This window comes from Paraburkholderia ferrariae NBRC 106233 (assembly GCF_000685035.1).
GTDB classification, from domain to species: Bacteria; Pseudomonadota; Gammaproteobacteria; order Burkholderiales; family Burkholderiaceae; genus Paraburkholderia; species Paraburkholderia ferrariae.
Window position 1 is genome coordinate 301,060 of sequence record NZ_BAYB01000013.1, and the last position, 17,665, is coordinate 318,724.

Genomic DNA, 17,665 nt, shown 5'->3' on the forward strand with positions numbered 1-17,665 from the left:
AAGTCGCGCATTCGCGCTCTCAGGAAGGCGCGCGTTGGAACGCGCGTTCCATCTGCTCCTTCGCGAGCAGATACTGGCGCGGCCATTCCACCCGACCGTAGCCGAGCTTCGCGCTCTCGCGCAGGACCCAGGCCGGATCGGCGAGATGCGGGCGCGACAGCGCGCACAGGTCTGCGCGGCCCGAAGCGATGATGCTGTTCACGTGATCGGCCTCGGTGATGGCGCCCACGGCGATGGTCGGCACGTTGGCTTCGTTGCGCACGCGGTCGGCGAACGGCGTCTGATACATACGGCCGTACACGGGCTTCTGCCGGGGCGTCACTTCGCCCGAGGAGCAATCGATCATGTCCGCGCCCGCGGCCTTGAAAAGGCGCCCGATCTGCACCGCGTCTTCGCCGCTAATGCCGCCCTCCGCCCAGTCCGAAGCCGAGATACGCACCGACAGCGGCTTACCGGGCGGCCACGCCTCACGCACCGCGCGAAGCACCTCAAGAGGAAACGCCATGCGGTTTGCGAGCGAGCCGCCGTATTCGTCGTCGCGCTCGTTGGCGAGCGGCGAGATGAAACACGACAGCAGATAACCGTGGCCTGCCTGGAGCTCCAGCCAGTCTAAACCCGCTGCATCGGCACGGCGCGCGGCGGCGACGAAATCGTCGCGTACGCGATCCATATCCTCTCGCGTCATCGCGCGCGGCGTATGCGACACGCCCGGTAGATACGGCAGCGCCGACGCGGAGATCACGGGCCAGTTGCCGGCTTCGAGCGGATGGTCCATCTTGTCCCAGCCCAGTTGCGTCGACGCGCGACGCCCCGCATGGCCGAGCTGAATGCCGATGCGCGCGCTCGTATTGCCGTGCACGAACCTGACGATGCGCGCGAACGCGGCCACCTGTTCGTCGTTCCAGAGGCCAGGACAGCCCGGCGTCGTACGCGCCTCGGGCGATACGGCCGTCATTTCGACCATCACGAGTCCTGCGCCGCCGAGCGCGCGACTGCCCAGATGCACGACGTGAAAGTCGCCCGGTACGCCGTCTTCGCAGGAATACATCGCAGTGGGCGAAACCACGATGCGGTTCTTGAGCTCCACGTCGCGAATGCGGTAAGGCGTAAGCATGGGCGGCACGGCCTTGTCCCCTCGCGTCGCGCCGGCCTGATCCGCCAGCCAGCTTTCGTAGCCCTCCAGCCAGTCGCGATCGCGCATGCGCAGATTCTCGTGCGAGATACGTTGCGAGCGCGTGAGCAGCGAGTATGCGAACTGCTCGGGCTCGAGGCTCGCATAGCGCTCGACGTTTTCGAACCACTCGGTCGAATTGCGCGCGGCGTTCTGGATCTTGAGCACTTCGACGCTGCGCACCGCTTCATAGTGCGCGAGCTGCGCTTCGAGCGGACCGTCCACGGTCTTCAGACTGCGCGCCAGTTCGATCGCGTCTTCGAGCGCGAGCTTCGTGCCCGAGCCGATCGAAAAGTGCGCGGTATGCGCCGCGTCGCCCATCAGCACGACCGGCACCTTCCTGCCGTCGTCCTGCATGTTCCAGTGCACCCACTTTTCGCAAATGACGCGCGGGAAGCGGATCCAGATCGCCGAGCCGCGCAGATGCGTCGCATTGCTGATGAGCGGGTTGCCGTCGAGATACGGGGCGAAGAGCTTTTCGCAATAGGCGATGCCTTCTTCCTGGCTCATGCTGCCGATACCGGCCGCCTCCCACGTCTCTTCGGGCGTTTCGACAATGAACGTGGAAAGACCGTCCTCGAAGCGATAGGCGTGCGCCTGGAACCAGCCATGCTCGGTTTGCACGAAGATGAAATTGAATGCGTCGAACACCTTCTTCGTGCCGAGCCAGACAAAACGGCAGCGGCGCTGGTCGATATCGGGCTTGAACGTCTGCTGATACCTGGTGCGCACGAGACTGTTGATACCGTCAGAGGCGATCACGAGGTCCGCAGCGTATTTGCGGGCGACCGCTTCGTCGTCCTGCACGTACTCCTCGAACACCAGTTGCACGCCAACTTCTTCGCAACGCGCCTGCAGGATGTTCAGCAGCTTCTTGCGGCCGATGCCGATGAAGCCGTGCCCCCCGCTGCGAATCGCGCGGCCCTTGAAGTGGATTTCGATATCGTCCCAACGGTTGAACGCGTCGCCGATCGTCTCGGCCGAAACGGGATCCGCGTCGCGCAGGTTGTCCATGGTCGCGTCCGAGAACACTACGCCCCAGCCGAACGTGTCGTATGGACGATTGCGCTCGATCACCACGATCTCGTTGTCCGGATTCTGCAGCTTCATAAGCAGACCGAAATACAGGCCCGCCGGGCCACCTCCAATGCAGACAATCTTCATTTCGAATTACTCCAATAATCCAGTAGTGCGTGAGCCGGCTGAGCCGCGCGGCTCGTGCTCCATCAATCGTTGCGCGGCGACGATGCGCGCTCGATGGCCGCGCGCAGATCCTCGGGAATTGCAATCGATTCGTGCGTGTCGAGCGAAGTCGTCACGATAGTCTGCCGCGCCGCCATGCGCACCACGCCATCCTCGCCTGTGCACGCCCATCCAAGCGTGAGCGACTTCCGTCCGACGCGCTCGACGTCGAGCGACAGCGAAACGACTTCGCCCATCTTGCTGATCGCCTTGAAATCGACGTCGAGATGCACGGTCGGCATGCCCACCCGCCGCGCTGCGATCACGCTGTGATAGCCCTCGGGCAAAAGCTCGTCGATCCACGACTCGATCAAGTCGTTGAAAAGCACGAAATATTGCGGATAAAACACGATGCCGGCGGGATCGCACTCGGAAAATTGAATTTTGTGTTTGCGTTCGAACATGTGATCTGTCATTACCGTGACTCCTTTGCTGCTGCTTCGCTGTTTCAGGCCAGTGCGTGACGCACGAGCGCCGCCTTCAATTTGTGGCCGTGCTCGTCGGCGAGCGCCGCGTCGCGCAACTCACGCAAGGTCGCCGGCGCCAGCCGCGCGCCGGCCTTGCACACCGCGGCCATCAGCGTCTGGTAATTCTTCAGGCCGCGTGCATGGGTATCGCTATAGCCCTTCACGAGGCGCTGGCATTGCGCGACTTCCGTCGCGAGCGTGGGGTTGTGTTTTGCGGTCTCGACGATCTGCGCGAGCCACGCCTCGATACGCGCGTTTTCCAGCTCATAGCGCAACGTACGCCGGCGCATGCCGCGCAGACTCGCGACGATGTAGAGCATCAGATAGCCGCGCAGCGAACTGGTCTGGACGACGCGTCCCGATTGCGTGCAACGCGCCACGAACCGATGAGCCCAGTGCGGCCGTGCCAGCCAGCGGCCAAGACCGGCCGGCAGCGTCTCACAGATTTCCTCGATACGTGGATGCATGAATTCGTTGATCGCGAGCAGTTGGTCCGTCTGCGCCTGTACTTCGCCGCGCACGCGCTCGAAGCGCGCTCCGCGTGTTTTCAGGTCGGCGACGCGGATCGTGTCCTCATACGACATCCAGAGCGCAAGGTGACGCGCGCTCTCGCGCAACAGGACGACCTCGGCCCCGGGCACCGCGTTGCGCAAAGCGGCGAGACGGTCCAGATACAGGTTTGCGTAAGCGGGATCCTGATAGTCGATCAGGCGGCGCACGCCTTCGAGCGCGATCGGCAGCACTTCGGCCGGCAATTCCGCGCTTACGCGCTCGACGAGTCGCACCACCGCGGCATCGCGCGGCGCGGGTGCCGGGTGATCCGCCGCGCCAGCGCTCGCGTTCTCGGGCGTCGCGTCGGCGCCCGAGCGTTCGAAGGCGAGACCGAATGCGCGCAGGCTCGGCTTCACGCCCACGCCGCCACGCTCGATCGTCATCTCGAACTGACGGCGGCTGAACGGCAACACCCCCGTGCCCGCCAACGCCCCAAACAGCACCGCGCTGATGACGCTGCCGCTCGCCTGCGCGGCCTGCGCCATGTCGAAGCGTACGTAGCGCTTCGCGGCCCGGGCGGCATGCGCGATCAGCGCGTCGTCATTCACGCGGCCATCGCCCATCGCGGCTTTTTCCGCGATCGAATAGACGCGATGCGTCGACGATACGAGCGTCGTGCGCTCCGGCGTCACGAGGCCGCGCTGCACCGCGCGTCCCGCCTCCATCAACTCCGAGGCGAGCACCACGTCGACGTCACCCGGCAACGGCATCAGCGCGAGTACGGGTGTGCGCGTCTCGCCCGCTTCGACCGGTAACAGCTCGACGTAATAAATCGTCGCGCCGGTGCGCTGTGCGACGCCGGGGACCGAGGTGGTCTGCGCGTGGTAGCCGTTGTGCTCGCCAAGGTCCACGATCCAGTCGGCGAGGACGCCGCCGCCCTCGCCGCCCATCGCGAGAATCGCGATCTTGATCGGTTGTGCTTTCATCGTGTGTCCCCTGAATCAGAAGGCGTAGCGCGCGCGGCTCTGCGCAGCACGGCGTTGCAGCCAGCCGATAATCGCGTCGCGCACACGCTGCCGAAGCTTGTCCATACGCGTCGGATTGGTGATGATCTGCGCGCGATAGAACGACGGACACAGGACCGCCGCATGCGAGACCTCGCCGCACAGACCGCAGCCAACGCAACTGTCGAGCACGCTCGCCACCGGATCGGTGCGCAGCGGGTCGGGGTTGGGTTTGATCGACAGCGACGGGCAGCCCGACAGACGGATACACGAATGATCGCCGGTGCAGGTATCGGAATCGACGCCGAAGCGCTCGCGCACCACCCGCTCGCCCGCGGCGATCGCTTTGCGCTGCTTCGGCTTCTCGCGACGCTGCTTGTTGAGCATGCATTCGCTTTGCGCGATCAGCACTTTCGGGCCCTTCGTGGCCGTCGTGAGCGCCTCCCTGAGCGTGGCCTTCATGGTTTTCAGGTCATAGGTGCGCCGCACCGTCTTGACCCATGTCACGCCGACGCCGCGCACGGCGTCTTCGATCTCGTGCCCGGTACTGCGCGTCGGATTGAGCGCCGTCGACGAGAGGATGTCCTGGCCACCGGTCGCCGACGTGTAGCTGTTGTCGACCACGACGGTGAGGTTGTCGCTGCGATTGAATACCGCGTTGGCGATACCGCTCGTGAGCCCGTTGTGCCAGAAGCCGCCGTCGCCCATCACCGAAATCGCGCGCTTGCCCGCGGGAGCGTTCAGCGCGGCGGCGCTGGCCGCGCCGAGGCCATAGCCCATCGTAGTCGCGCCGAGGTTGAACGGCGGCAGGATCGAGAACAGATGGCAACCGATATCGGCGCTCACGTGGTGCGGCCCGATCTCGCGCTCGAGCAGTTTCATCGCCGTGAAGATCGGCCGCTCGGGACAGCCGGTGCAGAACCCGGGCGGCCTTGCATGCACGTTGTCATCGAGCGCCGGCAATGCGTCGGCCACGATCGGGTGCGCGGCTTGCGCCGTGCCTGGCGCCGCGGGAGTGGCGGGCACGGCCAGCAGAGGGATCACCTTGCGCGGCACCGGCTGTGGCGCGAGCACGCCATATTGCTCGAAGAATGCGCGCAGGCCTTTCATCACGGTCGTGGTGTTGTACTCGCCGGCGAGCGGTAGCATGTCCTTGCCGTGCAGCGCGGCGCTCATGCCACGCTGGCGAAGAATCGCGGCCGCGTTCTGCTCGACGAAGTTGGGCTGGCCCTCTTCGATCACGAGCACCGCGCGCTTGCCCTCGCAAAAGCGCTCCCATTCGGAGTCGATGAGCGGGTAGGCCACGTTCATCACGTAGAGCGGAATCTGCGACTCGCCATAAACGTCGGCCAGGCCGAGCCGCTCGAGCGCGCGCAGCACGGTGTTGTAGCTGCCGCCCTGCACCGCGATACCGATATCGTGTGTACCGGACGCGAAGAATTCGTTCAGCCCGCGCGATTCGATGAATTCCACCGCAGCCGGCCAACGCTCGTGGATCTTTTCGCGCTCGTGCAGGAAGCTCGCGGGCGGAAGCACGATCCGGTCGACGTCGCGTGCCGGGTTTTCGAGCGCATCCTTGATCGAGAAGGCCGACCTTCTGTTATCCGAGGCAATGAACTGACCGTGCACGTGGCATGCGCGAATGCGCAATTGCAGCATGACGGGCGTGTTGCTTGCCTCGGACAGATCGAAGCCATCCTTCACGGCCTGCACGATGCAAGGCAGATTCGGACGCGGGTCGAGCAGCCAGATCTGCGACTTCATCGCGAACGCGTGACTGCGCTCCTGCATGATCGACGAGCCTTCGCCATAGTCCTCGCCGACGATGATCAGCGCGCCACCGGTCACGCCCCCCGACGCCAGATTGGCCAGCGCGTCGGACGCCACGTTGGTGCCCACCGTCGCCTTGAACGTGACCGCGCCGCGCAGTGGATAGTTGACCGAGGCGGCCAGCGACGCGGCTGCCGTCGCTTCGCTCGCGCTGTTTTCGAAGCGGATGCCGTGATCGTCCAGGATGTCCTGGGCATCGGCCAGTACGTCCATGAGGTGCGAAATGGGCGCACCCTGATAGCCGGCCACATAAGCCACGCCCGATTCCAGCAGCGCTTTGGTCACCGCGAGAATGCCTTCGCCGCTGAACAGCTCGCCTGCGCCCAGGCGCAGTTTCTTTACTTCCTCGACAAACGACCGCTCTGCCATGAACATCCCTTACGTAGTGTTTCAGTCGCACATGACGTGTGATCGTCATGCATGAGTTCTCCGATCCTGCTTGCCAACGCCGTGACGAAGATCGCTTGCTTTTCTAGCAGCCGAGGTAGGAGGCGGCGATCGACGGATCGTCCCGAATCTCGCGGCTCGGCCCATGCCGGACGATCTCGCCGTTCTCCATCACATACGCGTAATCGGCAATCGATAGCGCCGCATAGACGTTCTGCTCGACGATACCGATCGTGACCCCCGACGCTCGCACCTTCAGCAGAGAATCGAACACTTCGTCGGCCATTGCCGGCGCTAGACCAAGACTCGGCTCGTCGAGCAGCAGCAGGCGAGGCTTCGACATGAGGCCACGCGCCAACGCCAGCATCTGCTGCTCCCCGCCAGACAGCGAACCCGCCGGGGTGCGGCGTCGCTCCTTGAGCCGCGGAAACATCTCGTACATCGCGTTGGCCCGCTCCTCCATCCCTTCGCGCGCCCGCACGGCATAGGCCCCGACACGGAGCGTTTCCGCCACGGTGAATTCTGGAAACACGAGCCGGCCCTCGGGCACAAGCGAAATACCGAGCGCCAGACGGGCGCTCGCATCGAGGTCGGCCAGCGATGAGCCACCAAATGCAATCGTCCCGCCCTGCGCCTTCACGAGGCCCGCCAGAGTCCGCATCAAAGTGGTCTTACCCGCCCCGTTGCTGCCGATCACGGCTGTGATGGAGTCCGTGCAGATGCCGAAATCGATGCCCTGCAGAACCTTGATCGGACCGTAGCCGGCCGAAACGCCCGAGGCCTCAAGCAGCTTTGCCATAACGGTTGTCTCCCAGATAAGCCTTAATAACGCGCGGATCGCTCGTGACCTCTTCGGCGGTTCCTTCCATGAGCTTGCGCCCCTCGTGCAATACGACGATGCGCTTGCTGACTCTCATCAACGCCTTCATGACGTGTTCCACGATGACGATGCTCAATGCACGACGCTGCTTGATTTCGATGATGAGTTCGAGCGCCTGCGTCACTTCGCTGCCGTTCAGTCCCGCCAGAACTTCGTCAAGCAATAACAGGCGTGGCTCGGTCGCCAACGCGCGCGCGATCTCCAGACGCTTACGACCGGCGAGGTTCAGCATGCCGGCGGGGAGAGCGGCGCGTGCATCGAGCCCTACCTCCGCGAGCAGTGCATGCGCCTGCTCGCGCGCACCGGCCAACGTCCGCTGCCGCCCTTTCCCGAACAGTGCGCCCACCGCGACGTTGTCGAGCACGGTCATGTTCATGAACGGGCGCACGATCTGGAACGTACGCGCCACGCCAAGACTACTCACCTGATCGGGCGTCAGCCCGCTAATCCGTTTGCCATCCAGCCGGATGTTTCCGGATGAAGGCTTGAGATTACCGGCGATCATCGAGAACAGCGTTGTCTTGCCGGCGCCATTTGCGCCCATCAGACCGACGATCTCGCCTTCTTCAACCTCGAACGAAATCTGGTCGAGCGCCACGACACCGCCGAACCGGCGCCCGATCTGTTCAACCGCCAGCAAACTCATTTCCGCCTCCGTATCCATTTTTCGCCAAACCCAGCCAGGCCGCCCGGCACCAGCAGCACGAAGACGACAAGCAAAAGACCGATGATGATCATGTAGAGTTGCGGCGCGTGCGACCACAACAGTTCCGAAAGCAGCGTAATGAAACAGGCGCCCAGCAGCGGCCCGATCGGACGTTGACTGCCTCCGATGATCGCCATCGAGACCACGGTGAATGAGGTGATCGGATTGAAGAGCTGCATGGGCTCGAAATAGGTGCTGCGCAACGCCGCGAACACACCGACCATAGCCGGAATGACCGAGGACAGAGCAAACGCGGTGAGCTTGTAGCGCAGCGTCGGTACGCCGATCGTCGCGGCCGCGGTTTCGTCCTCGCTGATCGCTTTCAACCCATATCCGAATCGAGAGCGTGCCAGCCAGATGTTGATCGCCGTCGCGATCGCCGCCAGCGCAAACAACGGATAGAACATCTGCTCAGGGGCGGGCGTGCCGATTAGCAAGCGGCCGCTGGATCCCAGTGCCGCTTCGATAGCGACCACCACGTACTTGACGAGTTCGGATATCCCGAAACTCAGGATCACGAAGTAGGGCCCTCGCACGCGCAGCGCTGGAAACCCGACAAGCAACGCCAGTACCGCGGCCGCCGCACCCGCCGCCAGCACGATCACAAGAAGCGGCGCACCCTGCCATAGCAGCGCGGCGAGATACGCGCCCAGACCATAAAAGACTGCCTGCCCGAGCGATACATAGCCCGTCATGCCAGAGAATGCCGCCCACGCGCCGGTTAACGCGATCCACGAGAACAGCTCGAGGCACACGTTGAGGCCGTAAGCATCTAATATCCGCGGCAGATATGCGATGACGGCCAACCCGGCGAGCCACATGCCGTTACCACGCCACGCCGATTTTCCGACTGATACGTCAACCATGCGCTCGACTTTATCGACCTGACTCATACGCCCCTCTTCCCAAACAGTCCTTGCGGACGTAACAACAACACAGTAACGAACAGGCCATACACCAGGATCGAACGGTAAGCCGGTGAGGTCAGGGCCGAGCCGAACACCTCGACGAGCGCCAGCGCCAGCGCGCCCAGCACGCCACCACCTAAAGAACCCAAGCCGCCGAGAATGATCACGACGAATGCGGAGATCGTGTAGGGAAATCCGCTGAACGGCGTGATGTTGTCCGACATGCTGATGAGACCGCCGGCAAGCGCGGCAACCGCGAAACCCAGCGAGAACACGAACCTGTTGAGCTTTTGGGCATTGATGCCAACCAGGGCGGCCGCATCGCGCTGCTGGATCAGCGCGCGGACCGCGAGACCCGCCATGCTGAAGCGGAAGAAGCACATCAGCGACAACGTGGCTATCGCCCCCACCAGCAGGATCACCAGACGATTCAACAGGAACGGCGTGCCACCAACGGAGACGACCTGATCAAGGTACGAATAGCTGCGAGGGTCGGACGTGAATGCCAGGGCAATCACGTTTTGCAATACCGTAGACAGGCCAAAAAACACCAGCAGGGAATTAGACTCGAGACGCTTCGCCAGCTCGGGCGAGCGCAACTGCCAGCTAAACAAGCCGTAATAGCACAGCACGCCGAGGCCTGCGGAAAACACCATCGCGAGCGGAATCGACACAATCGGCGATAGATGCAGGCGCGTAAAGCAAGCGAACGTGAAATAGCCGCCCAGCGTCATGATTTCGCCATGCGCCACGTTCAGCAGGCGCATCGTGCCGTAAATCAGGTTCAAACCTAATGCGACGAGCGCGTAGATAGATGCGAGCGTCAGCGTGGCTAGCGCGAGCTGAGGAAAGTCGATGCTCATATGCAATCCATAACGTTGGGTATGGCCCGGCGGTCCGGCGGACCGCCGGGACCCCATCGGTCCGTCTCTTAGTTATCCCAGGAAGTCTTGGGCACGAATTTCGCGGTCGCAGTCGAAGCCGGATAAACGATCTGCGCCTCGCCCTTCTGAAATTGCAGGAACATCGTCGGCGTGCTCACGTTCTGAACGCCATCGAACCTGACCGGTCCGTCGATCGTATCGAAGGTCGTGCTGGAGATTGCCTGGCGCAGTTTGTCGTGTGACAGACCGGCCGTTGTCACCGCCTGCTGCAGAATTTCCGTAGACATCCACGCGAGCGCCACGTCCAGATAGTCCGGTGGCTCGCCGTAGCGCTTTACGTACGCGTCGAAGAACGGCTTTGCCTTGGGCCACGCAGCTTGATGCGGCGACCAGTGGCCAATCGTCACGATGTCGTCGAGACTCTTGCCGAACATCTTGTGGAAAAACGGCGCCGTCGGACCCACCAGCACGAACTGGAACGGCGCCTTGATGCCCTGCTCCCGCGCCGTTCGCATATACAAAATCGAATCCGACGGATACGACAGTGAAATCACGGCGTCCGGCGCAGCCGACTTGATTGCGCCAACCATCGCTGTCATGTCCTGAATGCCGGGCGAATACTGCCGATCGACGGCCACCTTGATGCCCGACGACGCAAGCGCCGTCAACAACTGGGTGCGAACCTCCTGCGGGAACGGCAGTTGAATCGATTGGATCGCTATAGTCTTCACGTGCTGCTCGCGCATCAAATCCACGAGCGCCGTCGCCATCTTGTCCGGTACCGCCGAAGTCGGGAACCAGATGTTCCTGGCCTTGATCGCACGAATCTGCAGCGACGCCGCCGAGCTGCCCACCATGGGAAAGCCGTAGCGCTCGAGCACGCCGACTACCGCGAAGTGCGCGGGCGTGCCCCACGGCGACAACAGCAGATCGACCTTGTCGTTCGTGATTAGCTTCTCGTAGATCGACGCGTCCTTGCCGAAATCCGACTGGTCGTCGTACACCACGAGTTGGACCGGGCGATGCACCCCGGCCACGTCCAGTCCGCCTCCGGCATTTACCTGGTCGGCCCACATCTGATAAGCGTTTAATTGGCCCTGCGCTGCAGGGGCGTAATCGCCAGTTCGCGCGATCGCGAGACCGACCTTGACGGGTTCGACCGCGTGCGCTGCGCTCACCAGCGCCAAGGCGGGCAAAGCGCTTGCCAGCAGGCGCCGGAACATCGTTTTCATCTGATGCATAGTTCGACAAACTCCTTGCAAGGAAATGTCATTACTTTCCGCGGCCCCTCCACGTAAGCTGCTGCAGGACCGTCCGATATCGATGTCTGTCCTCATGGGTGGGCATCGTTGCGTCTAAATTAAGGGTGTCGATTAAATCGGTCAAATATGTACAAAACCGATATGTCATAAATAAATAATATGACCTAGCCATTTCGGTCGCCGGCGCGCCCACCTTTCGTCGCTATCCTCGCCAGCGCTGCTCGCGACGTGCCCCGCCCAGCGCGCGCGGGATGTCGTCGGCGTCAGCCAGCACGCCAATCAGGTGGGAAATCGGGGCCGCCCCTGCTAGCCGTCCTTCGTATGACATGCCGGACCGCAGCAGCGCTTTGGCTATCGCGGGGATCCGTCCCCACAGAATGCTTCTGCGTCCCTGCGCAGCAGTTTCTGCACGTCTTTCTTGAATGGCCGCGCCGCCGTGGCCGTTCGCACGCGGAAGAAGTCGCTGGAAGAAAGTTTGGAAAGCGCCTAAGATATCTGCCAAATGCATCAACTTGCAAAAGGTCATAAAAATGGCGGATGACTATCGTATCGATCTTAATTTGTTGCGCATCTTCCACGCGATACTGGAGGAAGGCAGTCTCACGCTGGCTGGCAATCGGCTCGGGCTGTCGCAGCCCGCCGTCAGTTATGCGCTCGGAAGACTGCGCGGTATCTTCAACGACCCATTGTTCGTGCGAACCGGCAACGAGATGCATCCCACCTCGGCCTCGCTCGCGATGAGGGAGCCGTTACAGCGCGCCATTACCGCGACCAATAACGTCTTGCACTTCACTCAGCCCTTCGAGCCCGGGCAGACCACGCGCACCTTCCTGCTCGCGATGTCCGACATCGGAGCACTGGTGTTTCTCCCGAAGCTCTGCGACCGGCTCTCGTCCGAGGCGCCGGGCATCAGGCTCGATATCCTGTCGATGCCGCTGGACCATGTCGCCGAAGCGTTACGCAACGGCGAGATCGACCTCGCAGTGGGCAATATGCCAAACCTGAAGCGCAGCACGCGTTTCGTTCCGCTCTTCCATGAGGAATATGTGTGCATGACCCGCAAACGCGAGAACCTGCCCGAACGGCACCTGTCGAGGGAACAGTTCCTGGCGATGTCCCACATCCTCGTCAAGTCGGCGGAAAATGCCCACGAGCAGATCGAAGAGCATTTCCTCGAACGCGGGATCCAGCGCAAGATCGCATTGCGCATTCCGCATTTCACCGCGGTGCCCGAGATCCTGCGCCGCTCGGATTGGATCGTGACCGTGCCGCGCCGCGTCGCGCCGGTACTCTCCCAGAACGACGAGTTCGTCGTGTACAAACTGCCCGTGACGCCGCCCCAGGTCACCGTCACGGCACACTGGCACGAGAACTTCGAATTCAACGAGGCCCATCGCTGGCTTCGCCAGCTCGTGATCGACACGCTGCGCGAAGACGACGAACACGAGTAAGCCCCCGGTCGTCGCGAGGCGCAGGGGACTGGTCGGATGGAGAACGTGTGGGAAGGCGGCCGGGCCGCCACGCGGGAAAGGAAAGTCCGGCCGGGCTCAGCCGGAGATTTTCAACAGCGTAAAAAGGGCATGCGTGAGCGCGGAAGATGGATCGCACAGATCCAGCACCACGTCGAAATGGTGACGTCCCGGCACCTCGAACGCGCTGACTGCAACGTCCGCTTCCTCGCCCCATTGCGCACGGCAGCGCGACTCGTAGCGCTTAGCCTGCTCTTTAAAACCCGTGGGCTCGTGCTCGCCCCATACAATCGCCAATGGAACCGGCTTGCGAGGCAGCATACCGATTGGACTGACCGCTTCGGCGCGCGAGTCGTCAAGCCCAAGCCACTCATTGACGAAGCTCTCGCGGATCGGCTGCATGTCGTACAAGCCGCTCACCAGCAACGCGCCGCAGGGCACTTCGGCGGGCAGCGCCGTCGCGACGCGATAGGCGTCGTCCAGCAGCGTGGCCGCCAGATGGCCGCCTGCCGAACTCCCCGACACCACGATCCGCCGGGCATCCAGCCCGTAGTGCGACGCATTGCGCGCAAGCCAGACCAACGCTTGCCGTACCTGGCCGATGATCTCCTCAAGCGTAACCGCCGGCGCCAGCGCATAGTTGATCGTTACCGTTGCGATGCCGGATCGAGCTAGTGCGTCGGCCATGAATGCCGACTCTTCCTTGGACAGCATGCGCCAATAGCCGCCATGAATGAACAGTAAGACCGGCTGGTCGCGCAACCCGGGAGATGCGAGGATGTCGAGCGTCTGGCCGGATGCCTCGTCATAGCAGATGTCCAGATGACATCGCAGCGCTGCGCGGCTTTGCGCCGAGCGCTGAGTGTATTGCTGCATCGCGTCGGCAAACGCCTCAGCGCTCACGGAATGGCGAGCGTCGTAGGCCTTGTCGATGAGAGTGGTCGCAGCAGTCTGCTGCAGAACGGTCGGAGTCATGCGTGATCCACACAGATAACGAGCCGGCACGCGACGACCGGCTCGACGAGGGAGAAAGTCAAACGGCGACGCGCGCGCGCTCGCTCCACGGCAATAGGTGCTCGGTGCCGGTGGGAAGGGAATTGGCTGCCCGAAAAACCTGCGCGGAAACCCAGGGATCGCTCATCGCCGCACGTATGGTCCTCGTGCGCACCTCATCTGGCAGGAACGCCACTTCGCCGTACAGGCAGGACCATTTCTGGCAATGCTCGACCAGCGGACGTTCAGCCGCCTCCCACGCTTCGAGCGCAGCCGGAATATCGCGCGCGTCCCGGACATCGGCAAGGGCGACCGACAGTGCAAGTCCCATCTGCATTGCCATTCCGCCACCCTGGCCGAGATTGGGGGGTTGCGCATGCGCCGCGTCACCAAGAATCGCCGCATGCCCGGAGGACCACGTACGGGCTTTGGTCACGCTATAAACACCCCAACTCACCTCCGCGCCGATCCGTTCGATCAGATGACGCCAGGCCGGAAAATCCGCGCTCCACAATGCCTTGTCCACGGTCGTGGCGCGGGCGGCCTCGTCGTTACCCGGACAGGTCAGGGCCAAATAGATCTCGTCGTCATTGATCGGCGTAATGAGGAAACGGCGTTTCCCGTTCCAGTTCTCGATGTATTTACCCCCATCCTGCTCCGGGATATCGCCCGGCTGGGCTGGAATTACGGTTCGCAATGCACCTTCGACCGTCTGTTCATGCAGGATCTCAAGTCCGAGCGATAGCCGGACTCTCGACCAGATACCGTCCACGCCAATGGCGAGATCCGCGCGCACACGCTGCCCGTTCGCAAAGAGCAACTCCCCGCGCGGCGTTGCGCCAATGACTTCCATCGACGTTTCGACTCGCACGCCATGCTTGCGCGCCGCCTCCGCAAGCGCAGCCAGAAGTTGGCTGCGTTTGACGGTAATCAACCGCTTGTCCGCAGGAATCGGGGCGGATTCGATAATTTCGCCGCGATTATCGCGTTGCTCGAAGTAGTGCCCGTGGAAGGCGCCCTCCACCGCAGCGTCGTAAGCGCCGAGGGCTTCCAGCACGCGCAGCCCGTTTTCCCAGATATAAATGCCCGATCCCGCCGCACGCAACGCATTCTGACGCTCGTACACCGTCACGTCCCAACCGCGCATGCCGAGCGCGACCGCCGTCGCCATCCCGCCAAGGCCGCCGCCCGCAATGACCGCCTTCAGTTTCTTAGCCATGCCTATCACCTGTTCACCTGTTACACCGCAAATGCCAGCGGAACGTCGCCCCTTTCGGCCACGTCCGGAAGCTCACCCCTTCGCACATACCACTCGCTCAATTGGCCATCCGGGTCTATCAGGAAAAACGAGTGTTTCCATGGGAGGTCGACGACGCGCTCAGGGACCAGTCCTTTAGCCGCCAGCCGATCGAGGCAACGCTGAAGCGTCTCCTCGTCCTTTAGTTCGAACCCGACATGGTGGTAGCACGGCGCCGCAGCCGGCACCAGGATCAGGCTGTACCGGTAGGCGTCGAGTGTGCCGGCCAGATAGATCGCCCCCTCCAGACGCTTCACGATGTGCAGGCCACCCACCGTCGAATAGAAACGCAGCATCTCGTCGATGCGCGCAGTCTCCAGCACCGCATGCGTCACGCGATACGGCTCGACAGGTGCACCCTCCACGCGGCGCAGTTCGGGATGCTCGTCGTATCGGCCGTCGGTAAACGGCTCCGCCACGTCGGGATCCCATTTGCTCGTCAGCAACTCCATCGGCCCCGAGAGAAGAGAACGCCAGTCCTTCAAGGTATCGCAATAGAACTCGTTGTAGTTCCCGTCCGGATCGAACATATAGATACTGTGTGCGACCTGATGGTCGACCGTGATATCCGTTTCGATCTTGTCGGCCTGCAGGCGCCGCCACCCGGCGACGAGTTCCGCCTCGTTCTCCAGTTCCCACGCGAGGTGGTTGAGCCCCGGCTTCAAACCGATCGTTCCCGGCAGTTGGAGCAAACCGTCGCGCCCGTAACGATTCACGCCCTTGGTCGTCTCCATCATGCCCAGGTCGTGCGGCGTATGACCCGTACCGAGAAAACTCGCAATCAAATCCGGCTCGGTGAACTCGACATTCAGCCCGCACGTCTGGTTATAGAACCGTTCGGAGATATCCACATCCTCGACCCACAGGTTGACGTGCCCCAGACGGCGCGGCTGAAAATAGACTTTTTGGTCGCCGTCGGGCCAGGTCGATGAAGCGCCAATACTCATGTCAAATCCTCCTTAATGGGTCATGGCGTTCAGAAGTCGCCATGACTTCGGTGCAATAGTAGGCCGCCGAGGCTGGCCGAAAGCGGAAAAGAGCAATCTTGCACACGTCAAAATGAATGCGTAATCCCGATCTGAACACCCGTTTGACTCATGCCACCGGCGCTCACCCCGCCGAGGGCCGCAAGATCGTAAGTATTGAGCGTGAAATCCTTGCCGCCGCGATTGTCCAGATAAGCGAGGAAGCCGTACAAGAACGTTCGCTTGGAGAGGAAGTATTCACTGCCGAGAATGAACCACATCGGCCGGCCGTCGCTGCCGCCACGCGTGTCGTAGCGAACGGCTTCGCCGATCAGATTAACCTGCGGCGTGGCGAGCCAGGTGGCGCCCCCCCAGTATAGATTGCCCGCGGGGGACAACTGCAGATCGCCGGAGACATTCGCGTAGCCTGCATACAATGTGGCCGGCCCCATCGAATATCGGGCCGCGACACTAGCCCGGCGATCGACGAGACTCGACATCGACGTGCCGGCCGCGACGTCAGCCTGCCCACGCGTGCTTTCGTAGACGCCACGGATCGAGAACGGTCCATTGTGGTAAGCGAGCGCCAGACCAAGGTAGGTTCCCGCGCGGAAATCGCCAGGCAGTTGCTGTCCCAGGCTATACATCGCGACACCCGAAAAGCCGCCTATTTCCGGCGAGATGTACTTGATCGAGTTGTTCGGATTGATAGTTTCGATCGGGATCAGATTCGCTGACATCACCGAGAATTGGGCCAGATAGGTCGGATCATAAAGCAGCGTCTGTTCGAACATCACGCTGTACTGGCGGCCGAACTGTAGCGAACCATATGGGCTCGACAGGCCGGCGAACGCGTAGCGGCTAAACAATACATTGGGCACCGTCGTCGAGCCGTTCGCTATGTTGATGCCCTCTTCGAGCCTGAAATACGCGCTATATCCACCGCCCAGATCTTCTGTCCCCTTGAGGCCGAAGTAGGACGGGACGACGTTGCCTGACTGCATGTTAACCACGTTGCTTCCGTTCTGACCGGCGTGCGACAAAAACTGCACGCCGACGTCCAGAGAGCCGTAAAGCAAGACCGATGACTGCGCATGCGCTGTCGCGCAGACCCCGAGCAATGTTGCCATTGCCACTGCGATTGCCTTCTTCACTGTCCAATCCCCTTCCAGTTGAATGCTGAGAGCGATCATCGGCACTGAGCCAGTCCGACGCTGCGCTGGCAAAGCACCTGATTGAGCCGAAATGAAACTGGGTCATAAGTTACTGACAGAAAAGGTCAATCACAAATCAATCATTAATATGCATGACATAAAAAAATATTCGCGCAAGCGCAAGCAGAGATACGGGCATGGCGTGCGCGACCCGGGAAGTTATTGCTCGCGCGCGGGCAGTGCTCAGAAACAGGATGAGCCGGTGCCAGTGCGGCAGGTTCGACGCAGGATTCTTCGGTGCTGTCACTGACCGGCGTTATGGAGCCATTTCGGGATCGGCGTATTGGCGCCACCGGCGCCGAGTGTTGAACGCGATTCGAACTTTCCAGATGGGTACGCTCCGTTCTTTCTGAACGGATCTGATCAAGAAACTGCATGCAGCCCGCGCCACGGGCCTCTACGAGCGCAAGTTCCAGCAGTTCGTGCGCGTGCCGCTGCTGATCGTTGACGACTTCCCGATGCTGCTGCCGAACTGCTGCAGACCCTGGTCCACC

The 17,665-nt window shown here is 62.1% G+C and carries 14 protein-coding genes; 1 reads left to right on the forward strand and 13 read right to left on the reverse strand.

Annotated features, from left to right (window positions below):
* Nucleotides 1-19: 19 nt before the first annotated feature.
* The 9 genes from BFE01S_RS16655 to BFE01S_RS16695 all read right to left on the reverse strand — a co-directional run bounded on the left by BFE01S_RS16655 (nucleotide 20) and on the right by BFE01S_RS16695 (nucleotide 11,308).
* Nucleotides 20-2,335: a bifunctional salicylyl-CoA 5-hydroxylase/oxidoreductase gene (locus BFE01S_RS16655; protein ID WP_028226489.1), complete on the reverse strand. Its 2,316-nt coding sequence runs from the start codon at nucleotides 2,333-2,335 to the stop codon at nucleotides 20-22.
* A gap of 62 nt (nucleotides 2,336-2,397) precedes the next feature.
* Nucleotides 2,398-2,829, reverse strand: coding sequence for an acyl-CoA thioesterase (locus BFE01S_RS16660; RefSeq protein ID WP_028226490.1), 432 nt, complete (start codon nucleotides 2,827-2,829; stop codon nucleotides 2,398-2,400).
* A 32-nt stretch (nucleotides 2,830-2,861) separates the two neighbouring features.
* Nucleotides 2,862-4,358: an indolepyruvate oxidoreductase subunit beta family protein gene (locus tag BFE01S_RS16665; RefSeq protein ID WP_028226491.1), complete on the reverse strand. Its 1,497-nt coding sequence runs from the start codon at nucleotides 4,356-4,358 to the stop codon at nucleotides 2,862-2,864.
* Nucleotides 4,359-4,373: 15 nt separating this feature from the next.
* Nucleotides 4,374-6,575: a thiamine pyrophosphate-dependent enzyme gene (locus BFE01S_RS16670; protein WP_028226492.1), complete on the reverse strand. Its 2,202-nt coding sequence runs from the start codon at nucleotides 6,573-6,575 to the stop codon at nucleotides 4,374-4,376.
* Between the two features lie 103 nt (nucleotides 6,576-6,678).
* A complete protein-coding gene (locus BFE01S_RS16675; RefSeq protein WP_028226493.1) occupies nucleotides 6,679-7,392 on the reverse strand; it encodes an ABC transporter ATP-binding protein in 714 nt (237 codons plus the stop codon).
* On the reverse strand, nucleotides 7,376-8,119 hold the full coding sequence (locus BFE01S_RS16680) for an ABC transporter ATP-binding protein (RefSeq protein WP_028226494.1): 744 nt from the start codon (nucleotides 8,117-8,119) through the stop codon (nucleotides 7,376-7,378). The genes BFE01S_RS16675 and BFE01S_RS16680 overlap by 17 nt, the downstream gene beginning before the upstream one ends.
* A complete protein-coding gene (locus BFE01S_RS16685; protein ID WP_084169959.1) occupies nucleotides 8,116-9,072 on the reverse strand; it encodes a branched-chain amino acid ABC transporter permease in 957 nt (318 codons plus the stop codon). The genes BFE01S_RS16680 and BFE01S_RS16685 overlap by 4 nt, the downstream gene beginning before the upstream one ends.
* A complete protein-coding gene (locus BFE01S_RS16690) occupies nucleotides 9,069-9,950 on the reverse strand; it encodes a branched-chain amino acid ABC transporter permease (RefSeq protein ID WP_028226496.1) in 882 nt (293 codons plus the stop codon). Before BFE01S_RS16690 ends, BFE01S_RS16685 begins: the two co-directional genes overlap by 4 nt.
* 68 nt (nucleotides 9,951-10,018) lie before the next feature.
* A complete protein-coding gene (locus BFE01S_RS16695) occupies nucleotides 10,019-11,308 on the reverse strand; it encodes an amino acid ABC transporter substrate-binding protein (protein WP_084169964.1) in 1,290 nt (429 codons plus the stop codon).
* Between the two features lie 347 nt (nucleotides 11,309-11,655).
* Here BFE01S_RS16695 and BFE01S_RS16700 point away from each other — a divergent pair, with 347 nt between their 5' ends.
* Complete coding sequence (locus BFE01S_RS16700) at nucleotides 11,656-12,684, forward strand: LysR family transcriptional regulator (RefSeq protein ID WP_245621117.1); 1,029 nt, start codon at nucleotides 11,656-11,658, stop codon at nucleotides 12,682-12,684.
* Between the two features lie 96 nt (nucleotides 12,685-12,780).
* Here the strand turns inward: BFE01S_RS16700 and BFE01S_RS16705 are convergent, their stop codons facing one another.
* The 4 genes from BFE01S_RS16705 to BFE01S_RS38980 form a co-directional block, all read right to left on the reverse strand.
* Nucleotides 12,781-13,677, reverse strand: coding sequence for an alpha/beta hydrolase (locus tag BFE01S_RS16705; protein ID WP_042337776.1), 897 nt, complete (start codon nucleotides 13,675-13,677; stop codon nucleotides 12,781-12,783).
* 58 nt (nucleotides 13,678-13,735) lie between these two features.
* On the reverse strand, nucleotides 13,736-14,914 hold the full coding sequence (locus tag BFE01S_RS16710; protein ID WP_028226500.1) for an FAD-dependent oxidoreductase: 1,179 nt from the start codon (nucleotides 14,912-14,914) through the stop codon (nucleotides 13,736-13,738).
* Between the two features lie 20 nt (nucleotides 14,915-14,934).
* Nucleotides 14,935-15,939: a VOC family protein gene (locus tag BFE01S_RS38975; protein ID WP_042337778.1), complete on the reverse strand. Its 1,005-nt coding sequence runs from the start codon at nucleotides 15,937-15,939 to the stop codon at nucleotides 14,935-14,937.
* A gap of 107 nt (nucleotides 15,940-16,046) precedes the next feature.
* Nucleotides 16,047-17,150 carry a porin gene (locus BFE01S_RS38980; RefSeq protein WP_084169967.1) on the reverse strand — a complete coding sequence of 368 codons (1,104 nt, stop codon included), beginning with the start codon at nucleotides 17,148-17,150 and terminating at the stop codon, nucleotides 16,047-16,049.
* Nucleotides 17,151-17,665 lie beyond the last annotated feature (515 nt).